This window comes from Pseudomonas sp. HN2-3, from assembly GCF_020691745.1.
Taxonomy (GTDB): Bacteria; Pseudomonadota; Gammaproteobacteria; order Pseudomonadales; family Pseudomonadaceae; genus Aquipseudomonas; species Aquipseudomonas capeferrum.
On the sequence record NZ_CP085704.1, the window covers coordinates 4216789 to 4241702 of the forward strand.

Sequence of the window (24914 nt, forward strand, 5' to 3'; positions counted from 1 at the left end):
GGTTCAGGGTGTTACAGCTGCTGGGTGACGAACGACAGCATCTGGTCGGCGGTGGAGATGACCTTGGAGTTCATCTCGTAGGCACGCTGGGTGGTGATCATGTTCACCAACTCTTCCACGGTGCTGACGTTGGAGTTTTCCAAGGTCTGCTGCAGGGTGGTGCCGAAGCCGTTCAGGCCTGGGGTACCGACTTGCGGCGCACCGCTGGCGGCGGTTTCCAGGAACAGGTTGTCGCCGATTGCCTGCAGGCCGGTCGGGTTGATGAAGTCAGCGGTCTGGATGTTGCCGATGACCTGGGCCGCCGGGTTGCCGGCAGTGGTGATCGACACGGTGCCATCCTGGCCGACGGTGAAGGTCTGCGCGTCGTTCGGCACGACCACCGCAGGCTCCAGGGCAAAGCCGTTGGCCGTGACGATCTGGCCATCGGAGTTCAGGTGGAAGGTGCCGTCACGGGTGTAGGAAACCGTGCCATCTGGCTGCAGGATCTGGAAGAAGCCACGGCCGTTGACCGCCATGTCCAGCGGGTTTTCGGTGGTCTGCAGGCTGCCGGCGGTGAAGTTCTTCTGGGTGCCGACAATGCGCACACCGGTACCCACTTGCAGGCCCGATGGCAGCTCGCTGTCCTGGGTCGACTGGGCGCCAGGCTGACGCTTGATCTGGTAGAGCAGGTCCTGGAACTCGGCGCGATCACGCTTGAAGCCGGTGGTCGAGACGTTGGCCAGGTTGTTGGAAATGACCGTCAGGTTGGTGTCCTGGGCGGACAGGCCGGTTTTAGCGACCCAAAGAGCCGGAAGCATGCTGTTCTCCTCGTGCGCCTGTTTTACGGCACCCGTTCAAATGTGATTAGCCGATTTGCAAAACACGCGCCATGGCTTCGTCGCCTTCCTTGGCCGTGTTCATCATCTTGACGTGCAGCTCGAACTGACGGGACAACGCCAGCACCGAGGTCATTTCCTCGACGGCGTTGACGTTGCTGCCTTCCAGGAAGCCCGACACCACGCGCACATTGACGTCGGCGTCGGCCGGTTGGCCATTGCTGGTATGGATCATGCCGTCCAGGCCCTTGGTCAGGCCTTTGGTGTCGGGGTTGACCAGCTTGATACGGTCGACCTCGGCCATTACCCGCGGGTCTTCACCCATGGCGCGGATGCTGATGGTGCCGTCGGCGCCCACTTCAACCTTCTGCTCCGGGGGGATGGCAATCGGGCCACCGTTGCCGATCACCGGCATGCCGTTGCCGGCACGCAGTACGCCCAGGGCATCGATGTTCAGGCTGCCGGTGCGCACGTAGGCTTCGCTGCCGTCCGGGGCCTGCACGGCGATGAAGCCCTTGCCGGTCACGGTGACGTCCAGCTCGCGACCGGTCTCGATCATCGGGCCTTCGCTGAAGTCAGTGGCCGGGCGCTCGGTCATGGCAAAGGCGCGCGCCGGAAAGCTGTCGCCAAACACCGGCATCGAGCGCGCCTGTTCCAGGTCGCGCTGGAAGCCGTTGGTGGAAATGTTCGCCAGGTTGTTGGCATGGGCCTTCTGCGCCAGCGCGTTCTGGCTGGCGCCGGTCATGGCCACGTAAAGCATCTTGTCCACAGCATCTCCTCTGCGCGTACCTGCCGCGCTGTCACTGAGCAGGGATAAGCAATAATCGAACCAGGTCTTAAGCCCAATGATTACAGGGGTTGTAGCACGCCGAGGGGAAAAAACCGTCAGTTTGTCGGCGGATGTTTGCCGCCAGCGGCAAGGCAGTGCTCAGTACGCCCGGCAACCGGCGTTGTTGTAGGGGCCGGAAAAGCGCATCCAGCCTTCGCCTGGGTTGGTGGCCGAGCACATGAAACGACCGGTGACCAGGCTTTGCCATTGGTAAAAGGGGGCGGGGGCGGCGAACACTGGCGCAGCGGCGATCAGGAGAGGGAGCATCGCTAACAGCAGCAGCCTTTTCATGGGGGTAAACCTTCCAAAAATCTGGGGCCGCTTAGCGGCCCCAATTACAGACAACAACACACCACGCAGACCACCATCAGCTCATCTGAATGATGGTCTGCATGATGGTGCTTTCAGTAGAAATGGTCTTGGCGTTTGCCTGGTAGTTGCTCTGCGCCTTGATCAGGTTAACCAGCTCGCCAGTCAGGTCGACGTTCGAGTCTTCCAGCGCGCCACCAGTAATCTGCCCCAGCGTTCCGGTATCCGGTTCGCCGACAACAGGCACTCCTGATGTGTAGGATTCTTTCCAGGCAGTACCACCCACCGGCGTCAGGCCTTGGAGGTTGGCGAAGTTGACCAGTGCGACCTGGCCGATCACCTTGTTCTCACCGTTGGTGAAATTGGCGAACATGTTACCGCTGGCATCGATGCTCAGCCCAGACAACTCACCCGTCGCAAAACCATCCCCGCTCTTGGCGGTGGTGGCAGACGCGGCGTTGTATTGCGTGGTGGCGATCATGTCCAGCTTAACCCCGGAGGCATGCGCGTTGGCGCCGTTGGCGGCCCACACACCTGCAACAGTCTTCTGCGCCGGCACCCAGCCGTCCAGATTGAAGGTCTTGTCAGCGTTGATGGTGAGCCCACCTGGCACCGCACCTGCGCTCATGCCAGCGGTGTTCAAGGTGCCGTCACTCTTGAATGGCAGCGTGTTTGCCAGCGGGGTGGTCGAAGTCGGGTCGGCTGGGTTGCGGCCGTCGATGGTGGTGTACATGGTCCAGGAGTTGGTACCAGCATCCTTCATGAAGTACTGATTCATCTGGTGCAGGTTGCCCTGGCTGTCATACACATCGGTGTTGAAGGTGTAGTTGTAGGTCTTGACGTTGCCCGGGTCGAACGGCGCCTCGGCCGGGGCGGTATCGCTGGACTTGAGGTTGAGCGTCTCAGTGATGAGACCGGTAGGGTTGGGCGTCAGGTTGGACGTGTCGATCTTCAGGTCGGTCAGCGCACCCGGGACAACATTGCCATTGCCATCAACGCCATAACCTTGCAGCTTGGCGCCCGACGAGCTGATGACATTACCTTCCTTGTCGCTGTAGAACATGCCGGCACGGGTGTAGATCTTCGAACCATTGTCATTCAGGGCGAAGAAGCCGTTACCATCAATCGCCATGTCCAGAGCTTGGCCGGTACCGTTGATATTGCCCGGCGTAAACATCTGCGACACCGCAGCCGTTCTCACGCCAGTGCCGACGACCGTCTTGCCGCCGCTGGTGCCGCGAATGGAGTTGGAGTACTGATCAGCGAACTCGGCACGCGATGCTTTGAAGCCGGTAGTGGCGACGTTGGCAATGTTATTGCCAGTGACGTTCAGGGCCTTGTTTGCTGCATTGAGGCCGCTAAGGCCGGTATTGAAAGACATGTGCTACTCCTGTCGTTAGCTTAGGCCCTAGATGCCAATGGTTTGAACTTTGGACAGCGCAACGCTGCCCAGCCCGGCGAGATTGAGCGTCATTTCTGCGCCGTTGGTACCCATGGTCACACTGGTGACCGTGGCCGGCAGGTTGGTGGTCATGGCTTTGGCAGTGCCATCGATGCTGGCGGTAGCCTTGAAGGTGTAGGTACCCTCCTCCAACGCCTCGCCATCGTCGTCCAGCCCATCCCAGGTGAAGTCGGCCTTGCCGGCGGCCTTGGAGCCCAGGTCCAGGGTGCGCACCAGCTTGTCGTCTTTGTCGTAGATGCCGACGGACGTGGCGGTGCTCGAAGAGGTCAGGTTGACCGAGCCTTTGAGCTCCTTGCTGGTGTCGACCACGGCCTTGTCGGTCTGGACGATCACGTTGCGCCCAACCAGCGACGAGGCCTGCAATGCCTGGGACGACTGGAACGAACCGGCGATGTAGTTCACCGTTTCGTTGAGCGTCTGCATGCTTTCAAGGCTGCTGAACTGCGCCAGCTGCGCCACGAACTCGCCGTTTTCCTGCGGGTCGAGCGGGTTCTGGTTTTTCATCTGCGTTACCAGCAACTGCAGGAACGCGTCCTTGCCCAGCGCACTGCCGGCAGCGCCGGTGCTGCTGTCGGTCTTGCTGGTCTGCTTTTGCAGCGAGGTCAGGTACGCGCTGCCGACGTCACTGGTGGAATTGGTCGTGGTCATGTCGGCTTCCTATCACTGACCCAAGGTCAAGACTTTCTGCATCATGCTTTTGGCGGTGTTCATCAGTTCGGCGTTGGTCTGGAACGCACGGCTGGCAGAGATCATGTCAGCCATCTCCTCGACCACGTTGACGTTCGGGTAGTAGACGTAGCCGTCCTTGTTCGCCGCCGGATGGTTGGGCTCGTAGCGCGCTTCCAGGTTGCTCTGGTCTTCGACGATACCTTTGACCTGCACGCCCTGCCCGGCTTCGCCCTGGTCCTCGAACAGCGACTGGCTGGTACCGCCTTGCGCGTCCTGGAAGGTGGTGGCGAATACCGGATGGCGTGCGCGGTAGGTCTGGTCGATGCTCGACGACACGGTCTCGGCGTTGGCGATGTTCGAGGCCACGGTGTTGAGGCGAGTGTTTTGCGCGCTCATGCCGCTGCCGGCAATGTTGAAGACACTGGATAGGGACATGGTTACTCTCCGCGCAGGGCCGAAACCAGCCCTTTGAATTTACTGTTGAGCAAGGTGAAGCTGGCCTGGAAACCGATGGCGTTTTCCGTGTAGTTCGATTGCTCGATCTGGGCGTCCACGGTGTTCTGGTCGATCGACGGCTGCAGCGGCGTGCGGTACTTGAGCGCCTCGTCGCTAAGGGCCAGGCCATCGGCCTCGATGTGCCGGCTGTTGGTCCGGTCCAGAGCGAAGCGGCCGCTTTGCTGTTTTTCACTTTCGGCGGCGAGCACCGAGGAGAAGTCCATGTCACGCGCCTTGTAGTTGGGCGTGTCGGCGTTGGCGATGTTGTTGGCCAGCACTTCGGCGCGCTGGGCGCGGAAGTCCAGGGCCTTTTCGTGAATGCCAAGCGCCTTGTCGAAGCTGATGCTCATGTCGGGGAAACCTTCGAAGGTTGACCGGAGTGTCGTTGAGCAAGGCATAGCAAGGGCTGTGCCAACCAGCGGAAAGGCCCGGAAATACGGGCTAGCAAGACGGAATGCTGTCAGGGTGATGCCAGAAAAGCGGCAAAGGTCTTCCGCTTGAAGGGGCGCAAGCGGCAATTGCCGGTCGGCATGGGCGGCAAAACAAAAAATTGACGTGCTTGGCGATAGCGGTGTGGCGCCTATGAGACCGAGCGCCGCGCGGGCGGCGCTCGATCTCATAGGCGCCACAACCCTCAAGGCAAACCCTACTTGGCCTGGTAGATAATCCCCGGGCTGCACTGCACCATCTGGTAATGGTCCGGCAACCCGTTCAGCGCCTCGGAGGCGCCAAGGAACAGGTACCCGCCCGGCTTGAGGGTGCTGTGGATACGCAGCAGGATGTCTTTCTTCACCTGGGCCGAAAAGTAGATCAACACGTTGCGACAGAACACGATGTCGAACTTGCCCAAGCTCGCGTAACTGTCGAGCAGGTTGAACGAGCGGAACTCGACGCGGCTGCGAATGGCCGGCTTGATCGCGTAACGCCCCGCCCCCTTGGGGTCGAAGTAGCGCTGCAGGCGCTCCTGCGATAGGCCGCGGGCAATCGCCAGGCTGTCGTATTCGCCGGTCTTGCAGTTGGTCAGCATGGTCCCGGACAGGTCGGTCGCGACAATCTGCGCGCCCATCTTCAACTGGCCCAGGTTGCTGCGCTCGAACTCATCGATAGCCATCGAGATCGAGTACGGCTCCTGCCCCGACGAGCAGGCCGCCGACCACATGCGCAGGCGCTGGCCCGGGTTGTTCTTGATGAACTCGGGGATGACCTTGTTCTTCAGCACCTCGAACGGGTAGGTATCACGGAACCACAGGGTCTCGTTGGTCGTCATCGCGTCGACCACCTGTTCGCGCAAACCGCTGCGCGGCTGGGTCTGGATGCGCTGCACCAGCTCGCCCAGGCTCTTGATACCTTGTTGCTCCATCAGCTTGTTGAGACGGCTGGAGACCAGGTACTGCTTATTCTCGCCCAGCAGGATGCCACAGGCTTTCTCCAGGAAGACCCGGAACTGTTCGAAATCCAAATTACCCGTAGACACTACTGCCGCCTCTTTTCAATCGCTGGTGCCGGGAGCGTGCTCCCGGCTGCTTCAATGTGTTGCCTTGATCCGGTCGACCACGCGCTGCGCCAGGTCGTCCGGTTTGAACTTGGCCAGGAAATCATCGGCGCCGACTTTCTTGACCATCGCCTGGTTGAATACCCCGGACAGCGAAGTATGCAGGACGATGTGCAATTTTTGCATGCGCGGATCGCTGCGGATCTCCGCGGTCAGCGTGTAACCGTCCATTTCTGGCATTTCAATGTCCGAGATCATCATCAGGAACTCTTCCTCCGGCCTTTTGCCCTCCTCCACCAATTGCCGGAGGTAGTTGAGCGCCTGGCGGCCATCGTTGAGCGCCACCACTTCGACGCCGACGGTTTGCAGGCAGCGGCTGACCTGCTTGCGCGCCACCGACGAATCGTCGACGGTCAACACCCGCAGCAACACGGCCTTGTCCTGCACCTCGGCATCGACCACACCGGCAGACACCTGCTCGGACGACGGCGCCACTTCGGCCAGCACCTTTTCCACGTCGATGATCTCGACCATGCGGTTATCCACCCGGGTGACCGCAGTCAAGTAGTGGTCACGGCCGGTGCCCTTGGGTGGCGGATGGATTTCTTCCCAGTTCATGTTGACGATGCGCTCGACCGAGTGCACCAGAAAGCCCTGGGTCTTGGTGTTGTACTCGGTGATGATCACAAAACTGTTGCGCGTGTCCTCCTGCAGTGGCGCCAAACCAGTAGCCATCGACAGGTCGAGGATCGGGATGGTCGCCCCGCGAATGTTGGCCACGCCGCGCACCACCGGGTGGGACTTGGGCAGCACGGTCAGCGCAGGGCACTGCAGCACCTCCCTGACCTTGAACACGTTGATGCCGTAGAGCTGGCCGCCATTGAGGCGAAACAGCAACAATTCCAGGCGATTCTGCCCCACCAGCTGTGTGCGCTGGTTGACCGAATCCATAACACCCGCCATGCCAGACTCCTTTACGTTTCAGCCTTTCGTTGCAAATCAGGTACCGAGTCGGCACGGGCTTTGCTTTTTTGAGCGCCATGTACACGAAAACGACATTTTTCCGACGATTGACGCACCTGCTGACTGGCTCGCTGGCCACGCTGTGCCTGCTGGCGCCCGGCGTTCGCACGCTGGCGGACGCGTTTACCTTGCCTGAACAGCTTATCGGTGTCACCCAAGGGTTTCTTGAATTCACCGTAGAAGATTATCTGGCCACCACCCAAACCGTCGGCCGTTACGAGATCCAGGTCAGCACCCTCGACCCGCGCTTGCGCATGCCATTGTGCAGCCAGCCGCTGGACGCTTCGCTGGAAAGCCCCGCGCAGCCACTGGGACGGGTCACGGTGCGGGTGCGTTGCGACAGTGCGGCACCGTGGACCGTGTTTGTGCCGGCAACGGTGCGGCTGTTTCGCGATGTGGTGGTGGTCACCCGCCCGCTCAAGCGTGACAACGTGGTCAGCGAAGGTGACGTGGCCCTGCGCGAGCGTGATGTCGGCACCCTCGGCCAGGGCTTTCTCAGCGAGCTGGACCAGGCAGTGGGCATGAAGATGCTGCGCCCTACGGTCATCGACCAGGTGCTCACCCCGCAGCACCTTGAGCAAGCCGAAGTGGTGCGCAAGGGCGACCACGTGGTGATCATCGCCCGCAGCGGCAGCCTGAGCGTGCGCATGCCAGGCGAAGCGCTGAGCAAGGGTGGCCTGAGTGAACAGATCCGGGTGCGCAACCTCAACTCTAAACGGGTGATCAAGGCCCGCGTGACCGGCCCCGGCCAGGTCGAGGTGACGATGTAGCAGGATTGCGCTGGCAGTGTGGAACCGCTTTTCCTAAACTGTGTCAGAACACGGGTTCGCGAGCTTGCTGACAGGCGGCTATGCATTTGTGCCTAAAGTTTCTTTCGGGTTGGCCGAAAACAAGGCAAGCGTCCAAATACCCAGGGGTTTCTGATCATGGTCATCGACTTCAGTCGTTTGAATAACTCTCCGTCCGTCACGGGCGGCGTTCGCGGCAATGCCGCGCCCGGCACCGCCGAAAAGCCCGGCGCGAGCCAGGAAGCGCCTAAAAGCACCAGCGCCAGCGGAGAAGCCGTACACCTCAGCCAAGAGGCCCAGCAGTTGCAAAAGATCAGCGACACGCTGCGCGAACAGCCCGTGGTCAACAGTGCCCGCGTGGCCGAGTTGAAACAGGCGATCGCCGATGGCAGCTACCAGGTCGATGCCGGCCGGGTCGCCAGCAAACTGCTCGATTTCGAAGCCCAGCGCTGACCGTTCGGCGCGCTGACTTCACGGACGCTTAACAAAGCCAAGAGTTAGCCATGCACGACACCACCTTGCTGCAACTGATCGAAGATGACATCGCCCCGATGCAGGAACTGCTCGACCTCCTTCATAAAGAAGCGGTCGCCCTGCATGGCCGCGAGATGGCGCTGCTGGAACAGATCCTGGCCCGCAAGCAGTCATTGATCATCTTGCTCGAGCAGCATGGGCAGCGGCGCAGCCAGTTGCTCACCGGCCTCGGCCTTAGCGCCGACCGCGCCGGTGTGCAGGCAGTGGCAGCGCAGTCGCAGCATGGCGAAACAATGCTGCAACGGCTCGATATGCTCTCGCAACTGATGGACACCTGCCAGCAGATCAACGAGACCAACGGGCGCATCATCCAAGTGCAGCAACACGTCACCAACAACCAGATCAGAATCCTCATGGGTGGCGATTCTCCGTCGCTCTACGACAGCCGTGGCGGCACCTCGCTGCTGGCCAAGCCGCGCGCCCTCAGCCAAGTGTGATACTTCTATCAAGGCACGGAACATACTGGCAAAATGCCGTTACTTGCGTGTGTCGTTTTTGCCTGGAGATTGATTAGCCGTGTTCAATGAAGCCGATGCCCCGCAGCCGCCGAAGGTGCTGAGTACACCTTTGGAGATCGCAGCCAACCTGCGACAGCTGCAGGAAAGCCATGACCCCCTGATCATCACCTTCCATGATCGCAACCAGCGGTTCCAGAGCTACGTGGTGAATGTTGACCGCGACAGCAATACCCTGGCACTGGACGAAATGATCCCCCGCGACGGCGAAAAATTCATCGAGAACGGCGAACCGTTCCGCGTCGAAGGCTTCCACGATGGCGTGCGCATCGCCTGGGAATGCACTGCCCCGCTGACCATCAGCGAAGTCGACGGCCACCGCTGCTACCGCGGCGCGATGCCGGAAGAAATGACCTACCACCAGCGCCGCAACGCCTTTCGCGCTGCGTTGAAGCTGTCGCAGCTGGTCGATGTCATCCTCGACGGCACCCACCTCAAAGGCAACGGTGCCCTGCGCGGCAAGCTGCTGGACATCTCTGCCACCGGCTGCAAGCTGCGCTTCGAAGGCAACGTCGAGGACCGCCTGCAACTGGGCCAGGTGTACGAGCGCTTCAAGGCCGGCAACCCGCTGGGCCTGATCGACACCATGGTCGAGCTGCGCCACCTGCACTTCGAGGAGCGTATCAACACCACCTTCGCCGGCGTGCGCTTCCATAACCTCAACGGCCAGGCGCAACGCAAGATCGAAAGCTTCGTCTACCAGTTGCAGCGTGAAGCGCGACGGTTCGATAAAGACGACTATTGAGGTCATCGCCTGATGCGCCAACGCCACCCAAACGGGTGGCGTTTTTGTTGGCGCCCATTACCCGACCTTGCATGCGGGCAACCGGGTTTGCTGACCAGCAAGGTTTCCCGCTTACCGCTGTTTTGTCGGCTGCTTAATGTGGTTTTGTACCGCCCGGCTGGGCGGGTCAGAGGAGCAGACAGCGCATGATTCGTTCCACATTTACCGCAGAATTGCATAGCCAGTTTGGCCGGATCGGGGTGGTTGATACACCTTATTGGGCCTATCCGCCTTTTGCTGCAAACCAGGACGGCTGGTTGTGTACCGACGACGAACGAGGTGATTCAGTCAGTTTCAAACCGCTCACATTCAAATTCACCTTCATCGAAGAAACGGCGAACCGCCTCATTTATCGAATCAACAGCACCGCAGACGCCAAGTTCAATAACGCAAGGCTTGAGCAAAACAGCAACGGCTGGCTGGGTATGTATGGGTACGGGCTGACACATGAGCTCACCAGCGGACTCAATCCTTCGGTGCTCCTGAACAAGGCCCCCTTCTTCCAGGATCAATGGAAGATTGAATTACTCGACAAATGGGACGGCAACCTGACGGGCGCCGAAGACGTCGAGTTTTACTTACGTGACAAAGACGGCCATCGGGTCTCGCAGGTTCTGTCGGTCTACAAAGACCGATTCGAGACACTCCGTCACTGGTTCTTGCACGCAGGCACCAAGGACGGAACGATACTGAAATTCCACCTGCACGCCATCAAGGTGTTGTGATCGGCGGTGAGTCACCGCGACGCCCAGCGACGGATACGGCTCATTCGGCCTTCAACGCTGGGCGGCCTGACCTCACACAGACTTGTCGACTTCAGGTTGCGCCTTGGCTTCGCGCTCTACCGAGCCTTGGTCCGCTTCCGTATCCTCCGCCGCCACCGGCGCCTGCATCACATCCTGCACCGTCTGCTCATCGACCCGTGGGTCGAGCGCTGCCGACAACGGCGAACCGGCCGCCGGCATTGCCACGTGGCCCAGCGGCGCGTCCTGCACCTGGTGCAGCCCGGTGACCGCTTTCGGCCGAATGCGCCACACCAGCACCAGCGCGAAGAACGTGAAGAACGCATACAGCATCTGCGCGCCCAGCACTTTCATCAATACGCCCGCCGCCAGAGGGCCGATACAAGCGCCCACACCATAAGTGACCAGCAGCATGGCGGTCAGCGAGACCCGCCGCTCGCTCTCCACGTGGTCATTGGAGAACGCAACTGCCAAGGGGTACAGGCAGAACTGCAATAATGAAATGACAAAGCCGATACCGAACAGCAACTCCAGCGGCACGCTGGGCAAGAGGGCCAGCGGCGCAGAGGCCACCGCCAGGCCCACGGCAGCACTGCGGATCAGTAACGCGCGGTCGTAGCGGTCGGACAGCCAGCCCAACGGCCACTGCACCAGCAGCCCGGCAAAGATGCAGCTACCCATGAACAGACCGATCTGCTCGGTGGACAGCCCCTGATTGGAAGCGTACAGCGGCGCCAAGCCGTAGAACGAACCGACGATCAGGCCCGAACCGAGCACCGTGCTCAACGACTGCGGCACCCGCTTGATGAAGAACTTCGGCTCCATCGGGGCCGGGCGCAAAGGCGCCGGGTGAATGCGCCGGGTCATCGCCACCGGCACCAGGCACAGGGCGAAGCACATGGCGACCAGCATCAGCAGTTCAGGGCCGAGCTCGGGGTGCACCACCAGAATCAGCTGGCCGAGCACCAACCCCAGGTAGGAGGCGATCATGTAGCCACTGAATACCGCACCGCGGTGCTTGGCATCGGCCTGTTCGTTGAGCCAGCTTTCGATGACCATGTACTGGCACATCATCCCCAGGCCGACCACCATCCGCAGCCCGACCCAGGCCGGCAACCAATTGGTCATGCCATGGCCGAGCACCGCCGCGCAGACGATACCGGCGCAGGTGGCATACGCGCGAATGTGCCCTACCCGGCCGATCAGCCGGTGGCCGACCTTGCCGCCCACGGCCAAGCCGAAGTAGTTGGCCGCCATCAACGCACCGACCCACAAGCTGTCGACATGGTCGGCCGCCAGGCGCAGTGCCAGGTAGGTACTGAGCAGGCCTGAGCCGATAAGCATCATCAAGGCAGCGAAATACAGCGACTGAAACGGCTTCCAGATGTTTCGCATACGTCCCGTCGGGCTCCTTGGTCAGGTGGCGTTGGCCTGGCAAGCATAAAAGCAATTGTGTTGCAGCGCAGTCCCTTGCCTGCGAAATAGCGTGCAGGGGACGCGTCCAGTAGCGGTTGTGTCGCGATCAGGCCTGTGCTGCCAGCACCCGACGCTCCCACGGCGTGATCTCGTCGAAGAAGTCGGTCAGCTCCAGCGTCTTGCTGGCAACATAGCCTTCGATGAACTCGTTGCCGAACAGTTCCCGCGCCAGCGCGCTGCGCTTGAGGCGCTGCAGTGCTGCGTGCAGGGTGCACGGCAGGCTCAGGTGCTCTGGCACCTCGAACTCACCCTGGATGGCCGGCGCCGGCTGCAAGCGTTGCTCGATGCCGTGCAACCCGGCAGCCAGGCTTGCGGCAATCGCCAGGTACGGATTGGCATCGGCGCCGGGCAAGCGGTTTTCCACGCGCCGGGCCACGGGCGCGCTGGCCGGTATGCGCAAGCCCGCCGCGCGGTTATCCTCGGACCAGCAGGCGTTGTTGGGCGAGGCGTACGGGTGGCACAGGCGCTGGTAGGAATTGACATTGGGCGCAAACAACGCGGTGAAGTCCGCCATGCACGCCTGCAGGCCACCGATGAAGTGCAGGAAGGTGGCGGTCGGCTGTCCCTGCTCATCGCTGAACACGTTACGCCCGCTGCCGATCTCCACCAGGCTCTGATGAATGTGCATGGAACTGCCGGGGGTCTTGGCCAGGGGCTTGGCCATGCACACCACGGTCAACCCATGCTTGAGCGCTACTTCCTTGAGCAGGTGCTTGAACAGGAAGGTCTGGTCGGCCAGCAGCAGCGGGTCACCGTGCAACAGGTTGATCTCGAACTGGCTGATGCCCATCTCGTGCATGAAGGTGTCACGTGGCAGGCCGAGCGCTGCCATGCACTGGTAGACCTCGTTGAAGAACGGACGCAAGCCATTGTTGGAGCTGACACTGAACGCCGAATGGCCAAGCTCCCGGCGGCCATCCTTGCCCAGGGGCGGCAGAAAGGGCTGCACGGGGTCGGTGTTGGGTGCAAAGACAAAGAATTCGAGTTCGGTTGCCACCACCGGGGCCAGGCCCAAGGCTGCGTAGCGGGCGATCACCGCCTTGAGCTGGCCGCGAGTGGACAACGCAGACGACCTGCCATCCAGTTCGTTGGCGTCGCAGATGGCCAGGGCGCGGCCATCCTCGCTCCAGGGCAGGCGGTGAATTTGCGTGGGCTCGGCCACCAGCGCCAGGTCGCCGTCATCACTGCCGTAGAACCTTGCCGGCGGGTAGCCGCCCATGATGCATTGCAACAGCACGCCACGGGCCATCTGCAGACGCCGGCCTTCGAGGAAGCCCTCGGCAGTCATCACTTTGCCGCGCGGCACACCGTTGAGGTCAGGGGTGACGCATTCGATTTCATCGATGCCGTGAAGGTGTTCGGCGAGGGTGCTCTGGCCTGCGGTGGTCATGACGCGTGTCCTTGTTGTTATGGCTGACAACAACATAGGCTGGGGGTGTTTAAAATATCAAGCACCTACTGGGTTGCCAGTGCCGGCCTCTTCGCGGGGCGAGCCCGCTCCCACAGGTACCCTGTTGCTCTTTGATTCACCGGTGTGGGAGCGGGCTTGTCCCGCGAAGAGGCCAGCACTGGCAACCCTTTATTCGCGCAGGGTCATGCCATTGGCCGGCAACGGCAAGGCGGTCTTGTAGCGCACCTGCTTCAAGGCAAAACTCGAGCGAATGTTCGCCACTCCCGGCAACCGCGTCAGGTAATCGAGAAACCGCTCCAGCGCCTGAATGCTCGGCAACAGCACCCGCAGCAGGTAGTCCGGGTCGCCGGTCATCAGGTAGCACTCCATCACCTCGGGGCGCTCGGCGATCTCCTCCTCGAACCGGTGCAGCGACTGCTCCACCTGTTTTTCCAGGCTCACATGGATGAACACATTCACATCCAGCCCCAGCGCCTCCGGTGACAACAAGGTCACCTGCTGGCGGATCACCCCAAGTTCCTCCATGGCCTTGACCCGGTTGAAACAGGGGGTGGGCGACAGGTTAACCGAACGCGCCAGCTCTGCATTGGTGATGCGGGCGTTTTCCTGAAGGCTGTTGAGAATGCCGATATCGGTACGATCGAGTTTGCGCATGAGACAAATTCACCGGTTTTTTGTGTTTATGCGGAATGTTTATCTGCGCCCGTCGGCAAAGGCAACCAACTTGAGAGAAATATTCTTCTGCCGTGCCACTAAGATGTAGGGGACGCTGACTTGCCAGTCACGAGCCGGTACTCAGCGGCGGCCGCTTCAGAGCTCACAAAAACAACATTCGAGCGAGCGTAAAAAGCATGAACGAGTACGCCCCCCTGCGTTTGCATGTGCCCGAGCCAACCGGCCGGCCAGGCTGCCAGACCGATTTTTCCTACCTGCGTCTGAACGATGCAGGTATTGCCCGTAAACCTTCGATCGACGTCGACGCTGCCGACACCGCCGAGCTGTCCAACAGCTTGATCAGAGTGCTGGACGAGCATGGCGACGCACTTGGCCCGTGGGCCGAGGACATCGACCCAATGGTCCTGCGTCAAGGCATGCGCGCCATGCTCAAGACGCGTATCTTCGACAGCCGCATGGTGGTTGCCCAGCGCCAGAAAAAGATGTCCTTCTACATGCAGAGCCTGGGCGAGGAAGCCATCGGCAGCGCCCAGGCCCTGGCGCTGAACCGCACCGACATGTGCTTCCCCACCTACCGCCAGCAGAGCATCCTCATGGCCCGCGACGTGTCGCTGGTGGAGATGATCTGCCAGCTGCTGTCCAACGAGCGTGACCCGCTCAAGGGCCGCCAACTGCCGATCATGTATTCGGTGCGCGAGGCAGGTTTCTTCACCATCAGCGGCAACCTGGCGACCCAGTTCGTGCAGGCGGTCGGCTGGGCCATGGCCTCGGCGATCAAGGGCGATACCAAGATCGCCTCGGCCTGGATCGGCGACGGCGCCACTGCCGAGTCGGACTTCCACACCGCCCTGACCTTCGCCCATGTGTACCGCGCGCCGGTGATCCTCAACGTGGTCAACAACCAGTGGGCGATCTCCACCTTCCAGGCGATTGCTGGCGGTGAATCGACCACCTTCGCCGGCCGTGGCGTAGGGTGCGGCATCGCCTCGCTGCGCGTCGACGGCAACGACTTCGTCGCTGTCTACGCCGCCTCGCGCTGGGCTGCCGAACGCGCCCGCCGTGGTCTGGGTCCTTGCCTGATCGAGTGGGTCACCTACCGTGCCGGCCCGCACTCGACCTCCGACGACCCGTCCAAGTACCGCCCCGCCGATGACTGGAGCCACTTCCCGCTGGGCGACCCGATCGCCCGCCTGAAGCAGCACCTGATCAAGATCGGCCACTGGTCCGAGCAAGAACACCAGGCCGTCACCGCCGAGTTCGAAGCTGCGGTCATCGCGGCGCAGAAGGAAGCCGAACAGTACGGCACCCTGGCCAACGGCCACATCCCGAGCGCAGCCTCGATGTTCGAGGACGTGTACAAGGAAATGCCCGAACACCTGCGCCGTCAACGCCAGGAACTGGGGGTTTGAGATGAACGACCATAACAACAGCATCAACCCGGAAACCGCCATGGCCACCACTACCATGACCATGATCCAGGCCCTGCGCTCGGCCATGGATATCATGCTTGAGCGTGACGACAATGTCGTGGTCTATGGCCAGGACGTCGGTTACTTCGGCGGCGTGTTCCGCTGCACCGAAGGCCTGCAGAACAAATACGGCAAGTCGCGCGTGTTCGACGCGCCGATCTCCGAAAGCGGTATCGTCGGCACCGCTGTGGGCATGGGTGCCTACGGCCTGCGCCCGGTGGTGGAAATCCAGTTTGCCGACTATTTCTACCCTGCGTCCGACCAGATCGTCTCGGAAATGGCCCGCCTGCGGTATCGCTCGGCCGGCGAGTTCATCTCGCCGCTGACCCTGCGCATGCCGTGCGGGGGTGGAATCTACGGCGGCCAGACCCACAGCCAGAGCCCGGAGGCGATGTTCACCCAGGTGTGCGGACTGCGCACGGTCATGCCGTCCAACCCCTATGACGCCAAGGGCCTGCTGATCGCCTCGATCGAATGCGACGACCCGGTCATCTTCCTCGAGCCCAAGCGCCTCTACAACGGCCCGTTCGACGGCCACCACGACCGCCCTGTGACGCCCTGGGCGAAGCACCCGCACAGCGCCGTGCCGGATGGCTATTACACCGTGCCACTGGACAAGGCGGCGATCACCCGCCCGGGCAATGATGTCACCGTGCTGACCTACGGCACCACGGTCTACGTGGCCCAGGTGGCCGCCGAGGAGACCGGCGTCGACGCCGAAGTCATCGACCTGCGCAGCCTGTGGCCGCTGGACCTGGAAACCATCGTCGCGTCGGTGAAGAAGACCGGCCGCTGCGTGGTGGTGCATGAGGCCACCCGTACCTGTGGTTTCGGTGCCGAGCTGGTGTCGCTGGTTCAGGAACACTGCTTCCATCACCTCGAAGCGCCGATCGAGCGCGTCACCGGCTGGGACACCCCCTACCCCCACGCACAGGAATGGGCTTACTTCCCAGGGCCTTCGCGGGTAGGTGCGGCATTGAAACGGGTCATGGAGGTCTGAATGGGCACGCACGTCATCAAGATGCCGGACATTGGCGAAGGCATCGCACAGGTCGAGTTGGTCGAGTGGTTCGTCAAGGTCGGCGATGTGATCGCCGAGGACCAGGTAGTGGCCGATGTCATGACCGACAAGGCGACCGTGGAAATCCCTTCGCCGGTCAGCGGCAAGGTGCTGGCCTTGGGTGGCCAGCCGGGTGAAGTGATGGCGGTCGGCAGCGAGCTGATCCGCATCGAAGTAGAGGGCAGCGGCAACCATGTCGACGCGCCGCAGGGCAAGCCGGCCGACACCAAGCCGGCCGAGGCAGTTGTCGCGCCAGTCGCGAGCACGCCGCAACCGCGTGCCGCAGTGCCAGCGCCCGCCTGCCAGGGCGCAGCCCCCCACACCGCCGCGCCCATCGTGCCGCGCCAGGCCGGCGACAAGCCACTGGCCTCTCCGGCCGTGCGCAAACGTGCGCTGGATGCCGGTATCGAACTGCGCTACGTGCACGGCAGCGGCCCGGCCGGGCGCATCCTGCACGAAGACCTCGACGGTTTCATGAGCAAACCGCAGACCGCAGCCGGGCAAGCCCCGAGCGGCTACGCCAAGCGTACCGACAGCGAGCAGGTGCAAGTCATCGGCCTGCGCCGCAAGATCGCCCAGCGCATGCAGGACGCCAAGCGCCGGGTCGCGCACTTCAGCTATGTCGAGGAAATCGACGTCACCGCCCTGGAAGCCCTGCGCCAGCAGCTCAACCAGAAGCACGGCGACAGCCGTGGCAAGTTGACCTTGCTGCCGTTCCTGGTCCGCGCCCTGGTCGTGGCCCTGCGCGACTTCCCGCAGATCAACGCCACCTATGACGACGAAGCACAGATCATCACCCGCCATGGCGCGGTGCATGTGGGCATCGCCACCCAGGGTGACAACGGCCTGATGGTGCCGGTGCTGCGCCATGCCGAAGCCGGCAACTTGTGGGGCAATGCCAGCGAAATCTCGCGCCTGGCCACTGCCGCGCGCAGCAACAAGGCCAGCCGCGAAGAACTGTCCGGCTCGACCATCACCCTGACCAGCCTCGGTGCGTTGGGCGGCATCGTCAGTACGCCGGTGGTCAACACCCCGGAAGTGGCGATCGTCGGCGTCAACCGCATGGTCGAGCGGCCGATGGTGATCGACGGCCAGATCGTCGTGCGCAAGATGATGAACCTGTCCAGCTCGTTCGACCACCGGGTGGTCGATGGCATGGATGCCGCGCTGTTCATCCAGGCCGTGCGTGGCCTGCTTGAACAACCCGCCTGCCTGTTCGTGGAGTGAGCATGCAACAGACTATCGAAACCACCCTGCTGATCATCGGCGGCGGTCCTGGCGGCTATGTGGCCGCCATCCGCGCCGGGCAACTGGGTATCCCCACCGTGCTGGTCGAAGGCCAGGCGCTGGGCGGCACTTGCCTGAACGTCGGCTGCATTCCCTCCAAGGCATTGATCCATGTCGCCGAGCAGTTTCACCAGACCTCGCGGTACACCGCGCCGTCGGCACTGGGCATCAGTGTCAGCGCGCCGCGCCTGGACATCACCCAGAGCGTGGCCTGGAAAGACGGTATCGTCGACCGCCTGACCAGTGGGGTTGCGGCCTTGCTGAAAAAGCACGGGGTCAAGGTGATCCACGGCTGGGCGAAGATCCTCGACGGCAAGCATGTCGACGTCGATGGCCAGCGCATCCAGTGCGAGCACCTGCTGCTGGCTACAGGCTCCAACAGCGTCGAACTGCCGATGCTGCCGCTGGGCGGGCCGATCATTTCCTCGACCGAGGCACTGGCACCGGCGGCCTTGCCGCAGCACCTGGTGGTGGTAGGCGGTGGCTATATCGGCCTGGAGCTGGGTATCGCCTACCGCAAGCTGGGCGCACAGGTGAGCGTGGTGGAAGCACGCGAGCGCATCCTGCCAACCTACGACAGCGAACTGACTGCCCCGGTGGCCGAGGCGCTGAAGAAGTTGGGCATCGCCGTGCACCTGGGCCATAGCGTCGAGGGTTACGATAACGGCTGCCTGCTGGCCCGTGACGGCCAGGGCGAGCAACTGCGCCTGGAAGCGGACCGGGTACTGGTGGCCGTGGGCCGCCGCCCCCGCACCCAGGGTTTCAACCTTGAATCCCTGGCGCTGAAGATGAACGGCGCCGCCATCGCCATTGACGAGCGCTGCCAGACCAGCATGCACAATGTCTGGGCCATCGGCGACGTGGCCGGTGAACCGATGCTCGCGCACCGGGCCATGGCCCAGGGCGAGATGGTCGCCGAGATCATCGCTGGCAAGGCACGGCGCTTCGAACCCAGCGCAATCGCTGCGGTGTGCTTTACCGACCCGGAGATCGTGGTGGTCGGCAAGACGCCTGAGCAGGCCAGCCAGCAGGGCCTTGACTGCATCGTCGCGCAGTTCCCGTTCGCCGCCAACGGCCGGGCCATGAGCCTTGAGTCCAAAGCCGGCTTCGTGCGCGTGGTAGCGCGCCGCGACAATCACCTGATCCTGGGTTGGCAGGCGGTGGGCGTGGCCGTTTCGGAATTGTCCACGGCCTTTGCCCAGTCACTGGAAATGGGCGCATGCCTGGAAGATATCGCGGGCACCATCCACGCCCACCCGACGTTGGGTGAAGCGGTCCAGGAAGCGGCATTGCGTGCGCTGGGCCACGCCCTGCATATCTGACGCTGAAAGGGCTCAGGCCGATTGAGTCCCTGGGGGTGCGGGTAAAACCGCTCCCCTCAGGCACCCGCTAAATCAGCAAGATCCGTGTTGTTCTGCAAGCGCAGTCAGGTCATCTGCTATCGCGTTCTTGCCCGCCCCCTTGGCCCGGTACAGGGCCTTGTCGGCACGGGCCAGCAGGTCATCCGGCGCATCACCTTCCTGCCACTGCACCACCCCATAGCTCATGGTCAGGCGACACTCGCCGACCGGCTCCACCTTCTCCATCACCTGGCGCAACCTTGCAGCCACTTCAAGCGCCTCGTCCAGCAGCGTCTGCGGCAGCACAATGACGAACTCATCGCCGCCCCAACGCGCCCGCAGGTCATATTCGCGCAGGCAGGTCCGCAGGTTGTCGACCACCTGGACCAGCGCCGCATCGCCACGGGCATGGCCATAGCGGTCATTGATCGGTTTGAAGTCATCCACGTCCATGGCAATCAGCGACAACGGCTGGCGGAAGCGTTGGCTCCGCTCGCATTCCTGCTGCAGCACCTTGTCCAGCCGATAGCGATTGGCGATCCGGGTCAACGCATCGCGCTCGGCTAATTCGCGGTTTTCATCCAGCTGGCGCTGCAACTGCTGGTTGACACAGGACAACTCACGGGTGCGTTCGGCCACCAGGCTTTCCAGCGACAGGTTCTGTTGCTCAAGCTGCGCTACCCGCCGCTTGCCGGCATCGATGTTGCGGTGGGCGCCAAGCATGCGCGCCACCGAGCCGTCGCTGTTGCGGGCGATGATGTAGCCGCTGTCTTCGACCCACAGATAACTGCCATCCTGGCAACGACATCGGTACTCGATCAGGTAGCGCTCGTTGCGTTGGGTGATGTAGGCCTCGAAGTGCGCCATTACCCGCGGATAGTCCTCCGGGTGGATCACGCTTTCCCAGGTCAGCACCGAGTTGGCCATGGAATGGCTGGCGTAGCCGAGCATGGCGTACCAACCCGGGTTGCGATAGACGTAGCCAGTGTTGGCATTCCAGTCCCAGATGCCGTCGCTGATCAATTCGAACAAGGTATGCAGCTGCTGCTCACTGAAGCCGGCGGGTGCCGGCCTGGTGTTGTGACTCATGGACGCTCTCCCTGATGTCCAGCAACTGCGCCCCGGTCAAGAGCTGCCGACAGTTTTGATAGGTGCCGCAGGCGGCAAGGCAATGCCGCTGACGGGCAAGCATATGCCCGCCAGGGTGCAACCGGAATAGTACCAAGGGGCTATTTCTCGATGGGCCTCGCGGCGGCGGCTGGTTTGGCTGGCATTGCGTTTCGTATAAGATATCCACAAAGCCTGATTGCTGGAAAATCCCGTGCCGCTGCCGTCGTTCAAAGCTACCAACCTGGGTGCCACACCTTCGATGTCCGAAATCATCGCCAAGCACCTGCGCGAGGCGATCATCTCGGGGCAGCTCGCCGAAGGCGAACCGGTGCGCCAGGACGAGGTGGCGCAGGCCTTCAATGTCAGCAAGATTCCGGTGCGCGAGGCGTTGAAACGCCTTGAAGCGGAAGGCCTGGTGGACTTTCATCGCAACCGTGGTGCCCTGGTTACGCGCATTTCCGAGCCTGAGCTGGCGCAGATGTTCGAGGTCAGGGTGCTGCTGGAGGTGAAGGCGATTCGCCTGGCGATCCCCAACATGACCGAAGCGCACTTTGCCCGTGCCGAAGCCATCTGCGCGGAGTTCATCGGCGAGGACGATATCGGCCGCTGGGCCGACCTCAACTGGGCGCTGCATGCGTGTTTGTACGAGCCCGCAAAACGCCCCTACCTGATCGGCCTGATTCGCTCCATCCATGACAAGGTCGAACGCTATCTGCGCATGCAGATGAGCTTGTCGGCCGGCAAGGACCGCGCGGATCACGAGCATCGCGACATTGTCGCCGCCTGCCGCGCACGGGACGTGGAGCTGGCTGCCCGGCTGATCGAGACGCACATCAATGGGGTGTGCCAAAGCCTTTACGATCATCTGCCCCATAACTGAGCAGCCCTGCCTTGATTTTTAGGGTGGCGTATAGCGAGCGCCGCCCGCCCGCGACCGCCTGTCCTTGGCTTCGTTTTTGCTTATCTAGATATCGTATACGAAATACAATATAAGGAATGGACGGCACCCAACGATGCCGAACTGCCTACTCCTTCTTCCAATAATACGTATCGGAGTGCAAAACGATGACCACACCCACAACTGCGGCATCAGTGAGTGCCGCGAACACAGCAGAAAAGGCGCCTGCGGGCATCAAACGCGTGGTGGCAGCCGCAATGGCGGGCGCCGTTGCCGAGTGGTACGAATTCTTCCTGTATGGCACCGCGTCCGCGCTGGTCTTCGGCCAACTGTTCTTCCGCCAGACCGGTAGCGCGATGGACGGCATCATCGCGGCATTCGCCCTCTATGCCGTGGGCTTTCTCGCCCGCCCCATCGGCGGCCTGGTATTTGGCCACTACGGTGACAAGGTCGGGCGCAAACACTTGCTGCAGATCAGCCTGATCGTGGTCGGGGTGACCACCTTCCTCATGGGCTGCCTGCCCACCTTCGAACGCATCGGCTATGCCGCCCCCATCCTGCTGGTGGTATTGAGATTGATCCAAGGCTTTGCCTTTGGCGGCGAATGGGGTGGGGCCGTGCTGCTGGTGTCCGAACACAGCCCGGACAACCGTCGCGGCTTCTGGGCCAGCTGGCCGCAAGCGGGCGTGCCGGCAGGCAACCTGATTGCCACGGTCATCCTTCTGCTGCTCTCGACCAACCTGTCCGAAGCGCAATTTCTCGACTGGGGCTGGCGCGTCGCCTTCTGGTTCTCGGCCGTGGTGGTGCTGATTGGCTACTGGATCCGCACCCGGGTCGATGATGCGCCCATCTTCAAAGAAGCCCAGGCCCGCCAGCAGCGGGTGGAAAGCCAGCAACTGGGCGTGGTCGAGGTGGTCACCAAATACTGGCGCGAAGTGCTGATCGGCATCGGTGCCCGGTTTGCGGAGAACATCCTCTACTACATCGTCGTCACCTTCTCCATCACCTACCTGAAGCTGGTGGTGCACAAGGACACGTCAGAGATCCTGCTGCTGATGTTTGGCGCTCACCTGCTGCACTTCTTCATGATCCCGCTCATGGGCTACCTCTCGGACATCATCGGCCGTAAGCCTGTGTACCTGATCGGCGCCGTGCTCACCGCGTTCTGGGGCTTCGTCGGCTTCCCGATGATGGACACCGGCAACGACTGGCTGATCATGGCGGCCATCACCCTGGGCCTGGCCATCGAGTCGATGACCTACGCGCCCTACTCCGCCCTGATGGCCGAACTGTTCCCGACACATGTGCGCTACACCGCCCTGTCGCTGTGCTACCAGGTGGCGCCGATCCTGGCCGGTTCGCTGGCGCCGCTGATCGCCGTGACCCTGCTGAAGGAATACAACAGCTCAACGCCGATCGCCTGGTACCTGGTGGCCTCCGCCGTGATCTCGATCATTGCCGTCGCCGGTGCCAGGGAAACACGTGGCAAGTCGCTGCGGGCGGTGGATGAAGAATCCCTGGCACGCACCGCCGACCGCTGACAGACCAACAAGAACGATAACCCTCGAGGTAATGACCATGAGCAACATCTTCACCGGCACCATCCCCGCACTGATGACCCCGTGCACCCCCGAGCGCAAGCCCGATTTTGACGCCCTGGTGCGCAAAGGCCGCGAACTGATCGAAGCTGGCATGAGCGCCGTGGTGTATTGCGGCTCCATGGGCGACTGGCCGCTGCTCACCGAGGCAGAGCGCCAGGAGGGGGTGGCACGCCTGGTAGCGGCCGGCATCCCGACCATCGTCGGCACCGGTGCGGTCAACTCCCGCGAAGCCGTGGCCCATGCCGCCCATGCTGCTAAGGTTGGCGCCCAGGGGTTGATGGTGATCCCCCGTGTGCTGTCCCGTGGTGCGTCGGCAGTGGCCCAGAAGGCCCACTTCAAGGCCATCCTCGATGCCGCCCCGCAGCTGCCGGCGGTGATCTACAACAGCCCGTACTACGGGTTCGCGACCCGCGCCGACCTGTTTTTCGAACTGCGCCGCGAGCACCCCAACCTGATCGGCTTCAAGGAGTTCGGCGGCGCTGCGGATATGCGTTATGCCGCAGAGTTCATCACCTCCAAAGATGATGACGTCACCTTGATGGTGGGCGTCGATACCCAGGTGGTGCACGGGTTCGTCAACTGCAATGCCACCGGCGCCATCACCGGCATTGGCAATGCGCTGCCGCGCGAGGTGCTGCACCTGGTGGCGCTGGCCAAACGTGCAGCCCAGGGCGATGCCAAAGCGCGGCGCCTTGCCGGGGAACTGGAAGCGGCCCTGGCCGTGCTGTCGTCCTTCGATGAAGGCTGCGACCTGGTGCTGTACTACAAGCACCTGATGGTGCTCAACGGCAACCCGGAATACGCCCTGCACTTCAACGAAACCGATGCATTGACCGACGCCCAGCGCCACTATGCCGAACAGCAGTACGCGCTGTTCCGCGCCTGGTACGCCGACTGGTCGGCGGCCAACAACGTGGACTGACAACGCGCAGCCATGCCCCCTTCCCTTGGGCAGGGGGCAGCAGTGTGTAAGATCTACCCTTGCGGCCAACTTTCACGGGCATTACCTTGGCAGCAACCCTCGCCCTCCCGGACACCGTCAAGGACTTCAAATGCCGTACCCCAGCGCGACCCAAGCGTTCAGACAGGGCGCCCACAGCGTCCTGCCGTTGACCTCCGGGGTCGTGCCGTTCGGCTTGATCACCGGGGTCACGGCCATCGGCATGGGCCTGTCGCCCGCCGATGCCATCGGCATGACCTTGCTGTTCTATTCAGGCTCGGCGCAAATGGTGGTGATGCAGTTGATGCAGAACAGCGCCCTGCCGGTAACCATGGTGGTCACGGCGCTGGTGATCAACCTCCGCTTCCTGATGTACAGCGCCAGCCTGGCCCCGCACCTTGGCCATCTGCCACGGCGGCACAAGTGGCCGATGGCCTACCTGCTTTCGGACCAGTCCTTTGCCTTGTGTTCGTTGAAAATGGCCTCGGGGGAACTGGGCCGTTTCGCCTTCCACTACTACGCCGGCACGGCCATCACCATGTGGTTCGGCTGGAACCTCTCGGTGCTGGCCGGCATATACCTGGGCGCGGGCATCCCGGAAGACTGGTCCCTGGGCTTTGCCATCCCCTTGTCGTTCCTGGCGCTGCTGATCCCCAGCCTGCGCAGCCCGGCGACCATTGGCGCGGCATTGACCGGTGGTGTACTCGCCGTGCTGGCGGTAGACCTGCCCTATAACCTGGGCCTGTTGGCGGGTGCACTGGGCGGGATCATCGCCGGCCTGCTCCTCGAGCGCCTGCAAAAAGGCAGAACCGTGCAGCCTGTGGCTGATGAAAACCGCGAACAGGAAGCATCATGAGCGAAATGACCCCGTGGATGACCTTCTTGCTGATCGGCCTGGGCACCTTCGCGGTGCGCTTGTCGTTCATCGAGTTCTACGCCGTGCTGCGCATACCGCCGCTGTTTCGCCGCGCCCTGGCGTATGTGCCGGCCAGCGTGCTGGCCGCACTGGTGCTGCCGGCCGTGGTGCTGCCTGACCGGCAGGCCGACTTCGACTGGCTGAACCCGCAGATACCGGCCGCGATACTCGCGGGCCTGGTTGCCTGGCGCACGCGCAGCACGCTGCTGACGCTGGGCGTGGGCATGGGCGCGCTGTGGGCGTTGAAGCACTGGGGGCTGTAGGCTTTGGCGG

27 protein-coding genes are annotated in these 24914 nt (G+C 62.4%); 14 read left to right on the forward strand and 13 right to left on the reverse strand.

Features of this window, described 5'->3' with window-relative positions; genetic code table 11:
* Positions 1-11: 11 nt before the first annotated feature.
* From flgG to LJX93_RS19110, 9 genes are all read right to left on the reverse strand, one after another.
* Positions 12-797: a flagellar basal-body rod protein FlgG gene (gene flgG, locus LJX93_RS19070; protein ID WP_033699511.1), complete on the reverse strand. Its 786-nt coding sequence runs from the start codon at positions 795-797 to the stop codon at positions 12-14.
* A gap of 46 nt (positions 798-843) precedes the next feature.
* Complete coding sequence (locus LJX93_RS19075) at positions 844-1584, reverse strand: flagellar basal body rod protein FlgF (RefSeq protein WP_033699512.1); 741 nt, start codon at positions 1582-1584, stop codon at positions 844-846.
* A gap of 159 nt (positions 1585-1743) precedes the next feature.
* A complete protein-coding gene (locus LJX93_RS19080; RefSeq protein WP_047583437.1) occupies positions 1744-1935 on the reverse strand; it encodes a hypothetical protein in 192 nt (63 codons plus the stop codon).
* 76 nt (positions 1936-2011) lie between these two features.
* Entirely contained in the window at positions 2012-3334 is a 1323-nt protein-coding gene (flgE, locus tag LJX93_RS19085; protein WP_047583438.1) for a flagellar hook protein FlgE, read from the reverse strand.
* Between the two features lie 27 nt (positions 3335-3361).
* Positions 3362-4063, reverse strand: coding sequence for a flagellar hook assembly protein FlgD (gene flgD, locus LJX93_RS19090; protein ID WP_047583439.1), 702 nt, complete (start codon positions 4061-4063; stop codon positions 3362-3364).
* A 12-nt stretch (positions 4064-4075) separates the two neighbouring features.
* Positions 4076-4519 (reverse strand): flagellar basal body rod protein FlgC, encoded by a 444-nt coding sequence (gene flgC, locus LJX93_RS19095; RefSeq protein WP_033699519.1) that lies wholly within the window; start codon positions 4517-4519, stop codon positions 4076-4078.
* A gap of 2 nt (positions 4520-4521) precedes the next feature.
* The gene (gene flgB, locus LJX93_RS19100; protein ID WP_033699522.1) at positions 4522-4929 is read right to left on the reverse strand and encodes a flagellar basal body rod protein FlgB; all 408 of its coding nucleotides are present in this window, start codon (positions 4927-4929) and stop codon (positions 4522-4524) included.
* A 296-nt stretch (positions 4930-5225) separates the two neighbouring features.
* Positions 5226-6053 carry a protein-glutamate O-methyltransferase CheR gene (cheR, locus tag LJX93_RS19105; RefSeq protein WP_047583440.1) on the reverse strand — a complete coding sequence of 276 codons (828 nt, stop codon included), beginning with the start codon at positions 6051-6053 and terminating at the stop codon, positions 5226-5228.
* Between the two features lie 51 nt (positions 6054-6104).
* Positions 6105-7034 carry a chemotaxis protein CheV gene (locus LJX93_RS19110; protein WP_033699526.1) on the reverse strand — a complete coding sequence of 310 codons (930 nt, stop codon included), beginning with the start codon at positions 7032-7034 and terminating at the stop codon, positions 6105-6107.
* 77 nt (positions 7035-7111) lie between these two features.
* Between LJX93_RS19110 and flgA the strand changes: the two genes are divergently transcribed.
* From flgA to LJX93_RS19135, 5 genes are all read left to right on the forward strand, one after another.
* Positions 7112-7864, forward strand: coding sequence for a flagellar basal body P-ring formation chaperone FlgA (gene flgA / locus LJX93_RS19115; RefSeq protein ID WP_227696288.1), 753 nt, complete (start codon positions 7112-7114; stop codon positions 7862-7864).
* Positions 7865-8020: 156 nt separating this feature from the next.
* Positions 8021-8335, forward strand: coding sequence for a flagellar biosynthesis anti-sigma factor FlgM (gene flgM / locus LJX93_RS19120; protein WP_033699529.1), 315 nt, complete (start codon positions 8021-8023; stop codon positions 8333-8335).
* A 50-nt stretch (positions 8336-8385) separates the two neighbouring features.
* Positions 8386-8853 carry a flagella synthesis protein FlgN gene (locus tag LJX93_RS19125; protein ID WP_033699531.1) on the forward strand — a complete coding sequence of 156 codons (468 nt, stop codon included), beginning with the start codon at positions 8386-8388 and terminating at the stop codon, positions 8851-8853.
* Positions 8854-8932: 79 nt separating this feature from the next.
* On the forward strand, positions 8933-9676 hold the full coding sequence (locus LJX93_RS19130) for a flagellar brake protein (protein WP_033699532.1): 744 nt from the start codon (positions 8933-8935) through the stop codon (positions 9674-9676).
* 185 nt (positions 9677-9861) lie between these two features.
* Positions 9862-10440: a hypothetical protein gene (locus LJX93_RS19135; RefSeq protein ID WP_033699533.1), complete on the forward strand. Its 579-nt coding sequence runs from the start codon at positions 9862-9864 to the stop codon at positions 10438-10440.
* Between the two features lie 72 nt (positions 10441-10512).
* Here LJX93_RS19135 and LJX93_RS19140 read toward each other — a convergent pair whose 3' ends face one another.
* The 3 genes from LJX93_RS19140 to bkdR all read right to left on the reverse strand — a co-directional run bounded on the left by LJX93_RS19140 (position 10513) and on the right by bkdR (position 13999).
* Positions 10513-11853, reverse strand: coding sequence for an MFS transporter (locus LJX93_RS19140; RefSeq protein ID WP_033699534.1), 1341 nt, complete (start codon positions 11851-11853; stop codon positions 10513-10515).
* A 127-nt stretch (positions 11854-11980) separates the two neighbouring features.
* Complete coding sequence (locus LJX93_RS19145; protein WP_077068544.1) at positions 11981-13222, reverse strand: glutamine synthetase family protein; 1242 nt, start codon at positions 13220-13222, stop codon at positions 11981-11983.
* A gap of 291 nt (positions 13223-13513) precedes the next feature.
* Positions 13514-13999 carry a Bkd operon transcriptional regulator BkdR gene (gene bkdR / locus LJX93_RS19150; RefSeq protein WP_027593063.1) on the reverse strand — a complete coding sequence of 162 codons (486 nt, stop codon included), beginning with the start codon at positions 13997-13999 and terminating at the stop codon, positions 13514-13516.
* A 197-nt stretch (positions 14000-14196) separates the two neighbouring features.
* On the opposite strand from bkdR, the gene LJX93_RS19155 reads away from it, so the two are divergent.
* Genes LJX93_RS19155 through lpdA form a run of 4 tightly spaced genes read left to right on the forward strand, consistent with a single transcriptional unit; the run spans position 14197 to position 19158 of the window.
* Positions 14197-15429: a 3-methyl-2-oxobutanoate dehydrogenase (2-methylpropanoyl-transferring) subunit alpha gene (locus LJX93_RS19155; protein ID WP_156310986.1), complete on the forward strand. Its 1233-nt coding sequence runs from the start codon at positions 14197-14199 to the stop codon at positions 15427-15429.
* A 1-nt stretch (position 15430) separates the two neighbouring features.
* Positions 15431-16489 carry an alpha-ketoacid dehydrogenase subunit beta gene (locus tag LJX93_RS19160; protein WP_033699538.1) on the forward strand — a complete coding sequence of 353 codons (1059 nt, stop codon included), beginning with the start codon at positions 15431-15433 and terminating at the stop codon, positions 16487-16489.
* Positions 16490-17776: a dihydrolipoamide acetyltransferase family protein gene (locus LJX93_RS19165; protein ID WP_033699540.1), complete on the forward strand. Its 1287-nt coding sequence runs from the start codon at positions 16490-16492 to the stop codon at positions 17774-17776.
* Positions 17777-17778: 2 nt separating this feature from the next.
* On the forward strand, positions 17779-19158 hold the full coding sequence (gene lpdA, locus LJX93_RS19170; protein ID WP_227696289.1) for a dihydrolipoyl dehydrogenase: 1380 nt from the start codon (positions 17779-17781) through the stop codon (positions 19156-19158).
* Between the two features lie 72 nt (positions 19159-19230).
* Here the strand turns inward: lpdA and LJX93_RS19175 are convergent, their stop codons facing one another.
* Positions 19231-20265, reverse strand: coding sequence for a sensor domain-containing diguanylate cyclase (locus LJX93_RS19175; protein ID WP_227696290.1), 1035 nt, complete (start codon positions 20263-20265; stop codon positions 19231-19233).
* 280 nt (positions 20266-20545) lie between these two features.
* On the opposite strand from LJX93_RS19175, the gene LJX93_RS19180 reads away from it, so the two are divergent.
* The 5 genes from LJX93_RS19180 (at position 20546) to LJX93_RS19200 (ending at position 24904) form a co-directional block, all read left to right on the forward strand.
* On the forward strand, positions 20546-21166 hold the full coding sequence (locus LJX93_RS19180) for a GntR family transcriptional regulator (protein WP_152604616.1): 621 nt from the start codon (positions 20546-20548) through the stop codon (positions 21164-21166).
* A gap of 185 nt (positions 21167-21351) precedes the next feature.
* Positions 21352-22725, forward strand: a complete 1374-nt coding sequence (gene abaF / locus LJX93_RS19185; RefSeq protein ID WP_033699544.1) for a fosfomycin efflux MFS transporter AbaF — start codon at positions 21352-21354, stop codon at positions 22723-22725.
* Between the two features lie 37 nt (positions 22726-22762).
* Complete coding sequence (locus LJX93_RS19190; RefSeq protein ID WP_400613963.1) at positions 22763-23707, forward strand: dihydrodipicolinate synthase family protein; 945 nt, start codon at positions 22763-22765, stop codon at positions 23705-23707.
* Positions 23708-23837: 130 nt separating this feature from the next.
* Positions 23838-24581: an AzlC family ABC transporter permease gene (locus LJX93_RS19195; RefSeq protein ID WP_047583448.1), complete on the forward strand. Its 744-nt coding sequence runs from the start codon at positions 23838-23840 to the stop codon at positions 24579-24581.
* Positions 24578-24904, forward strand: a complete 327-nt coding sequence (locus tag LJX93_RS19200; RefSeq protein WP_033699548.1) for an AzlD domain-containing protein — start codon at positions 24578-24580, stop codon at positions 24902-24904. Before LJX93_RS19195 ends, LJX93_RS19200 begins: the two co-directional genes overlap by 4 nt.
* Positions 24905-24914: the final 10 nt, after the last annotated feature.

Bases quoted from the DNA above. Each gene is read 5' to 3' on its own strand.
- flgG (WP_033699511.1), bottom strand. From the start codon at position 797: ATGCTTCCGGCTCTTTGGGTCGCTAAAACCGGCCTGTCCGCCCAGGAC.
- LJX93_RS19080 (WP_047583437.1), bottom strand. From the start codon at position 1,935: ATGAAAAGGCTGCTGCTGTTAGCGATGCTCCCTCTCCTGATCGCCGCT.
- flgE (WP_047583438.1), bottom strand. From the start codon at position 3,334: ATGTCTTTCAATACCGGCCTTAGCGGCCTCAATGCAGCAAACAAGGCC.
- flgD (WP_047583439.1), bottom strand. From the start codon at position 4,063: ATGACCACGACCAATTCCACCAGTGACGTCGGCAGCGCGTACCTGACC.
- flgC (WP_033699519.1), bottom strand. From the start codon at position 4,519: ATGTCCCTATCCAGTGTCTTCAACATTGCCGGCAGCGGCATGAGCGCG.
- flgB (WP_033699522.1), bottom strand. From the start codon at position 4,929: ATGAGCATCAGCTTCGACAAGGCGCTTGGCATTCACGAAAAGGCCCTG.
- LJX93_RS19110 (WP_033699526.1), bottom strand. From the start codon at position 7,034: ATGGCGGGTGTTATGGATTCGGTCAACCAGCGCACACAGCTGGTGGGG.
- flgA (WP_227696288.1), top strand. From the start codon at position 7,112: ATGTACACGAAAACGACATTTTTCCGACGATTGACGCACCTGCTGACT.
- flgM (WP_033699529.1), top strand. From the start codon at position 8,021: ATGGTCATCGACTTCAGTCGTTTGAATAACTCTCCGTCCGTCACGGGC.
- LJX93_RS19125 (WP_033699531.1), top strand. From the start codon at position 8,386: ATGCACGACACCACCTTGCTGCAACTGATCGAAGATGACATCGCCCCG.
- LJX93_RS19135 (WP_033699533.1), top strand. From the start codon at position 9,862: ATGATTCGTTCCACATTTACCGCAGAATTGCATAGCCAGTTTGGCCGG.
- LJX93_RS19140 (WP_033699534.1), bottom strand. From the start codon at position 11,853: ATGCGAAACATCTGGAAGCCGTTTCAGTCGCTGTATTTCGCTGCCTTG.
- LJX93_RS19145 (WP_077068544.1), bottom strand. From the start codon at position 13,222: ATGACTGCCGAGGGCTTCCTCGAAGGCCGGCGTCTGCAGATGGCCCGT.
- bkdR (WP_027593063.1), bottom strand. From the start codon at position 13,999: ATGCGCAAACTCGATCGTACCGATATCGGCATTCTCAACAGCCTTCAG.
- LJX93_RS19155 (WP_156310986.1), top strand. From the start codon at position 14,197: ATGAACGAGTACGCCCCCCTGCGTTTGCATGTGCCCGAGCCAACCGGC.
- LJX93_RS19160 (WP_033699538.1), top strand. From the start codon at position 15,431: ATGAACGACCATAACAACAGCATCAACCCGGAAACCGCCATGGCCACC.
- LJX93_RS19165 (WP_033699540.1), top strand. From the start codon at position 16,490: ATGGGCACGCACGTCATCAAGATGCCGGACATTGGCGAAGGCATCGCA.
- lpdA (WP_227696289.1), top strand. From the start codon at position 17,779: ATGCAACAGACTATCGAAACCACCCTGCTGATCATCGGCGGCGGTCCT.
- LJX93_RS19175 (WP_227696290.1), bottom strand. From the start codon at position 20,265: ATGAGTCACAACACCAGGCCGGCACCCGCCGGCTTCAGTGAGCAGCAG.
- LJX93_RS19180 (WP_152604616.1), top strand. From the start codon at position 20,546: ATGTCCGAAATCATCGCCAAGCACCTGCGCGAGGCGATCATCTCGGGG.
- abaF (WP_033699544.1), top strand. From the start codon at position 21,352: ATGACCACACCCACAACTGCGGCATCAGTGAGTGCCGCGAACACAGCA.
- LJX93_RS19190 (WP_400613963.1), top strand. From the start codon at position 22,763: ATGAGCAACATCTTCACCGGCACCATCCCCGCACTGATGACCCCGTGC.
- LJX93_RS19195 (WP_047583448.1), top strand. From the start codon at position 23,838: ATGCCGTACCCCAGCGCGACCCAAGCGTTCAGACAGGGCGCCCACAGC.
- LJX93_RS19200 (WP_033699548.1), top strand. From the start codon at position 24,578: ATGAGCGAAATGACCCCGTGGATGACCTTCTTGCTGATCGGCCTGGGC.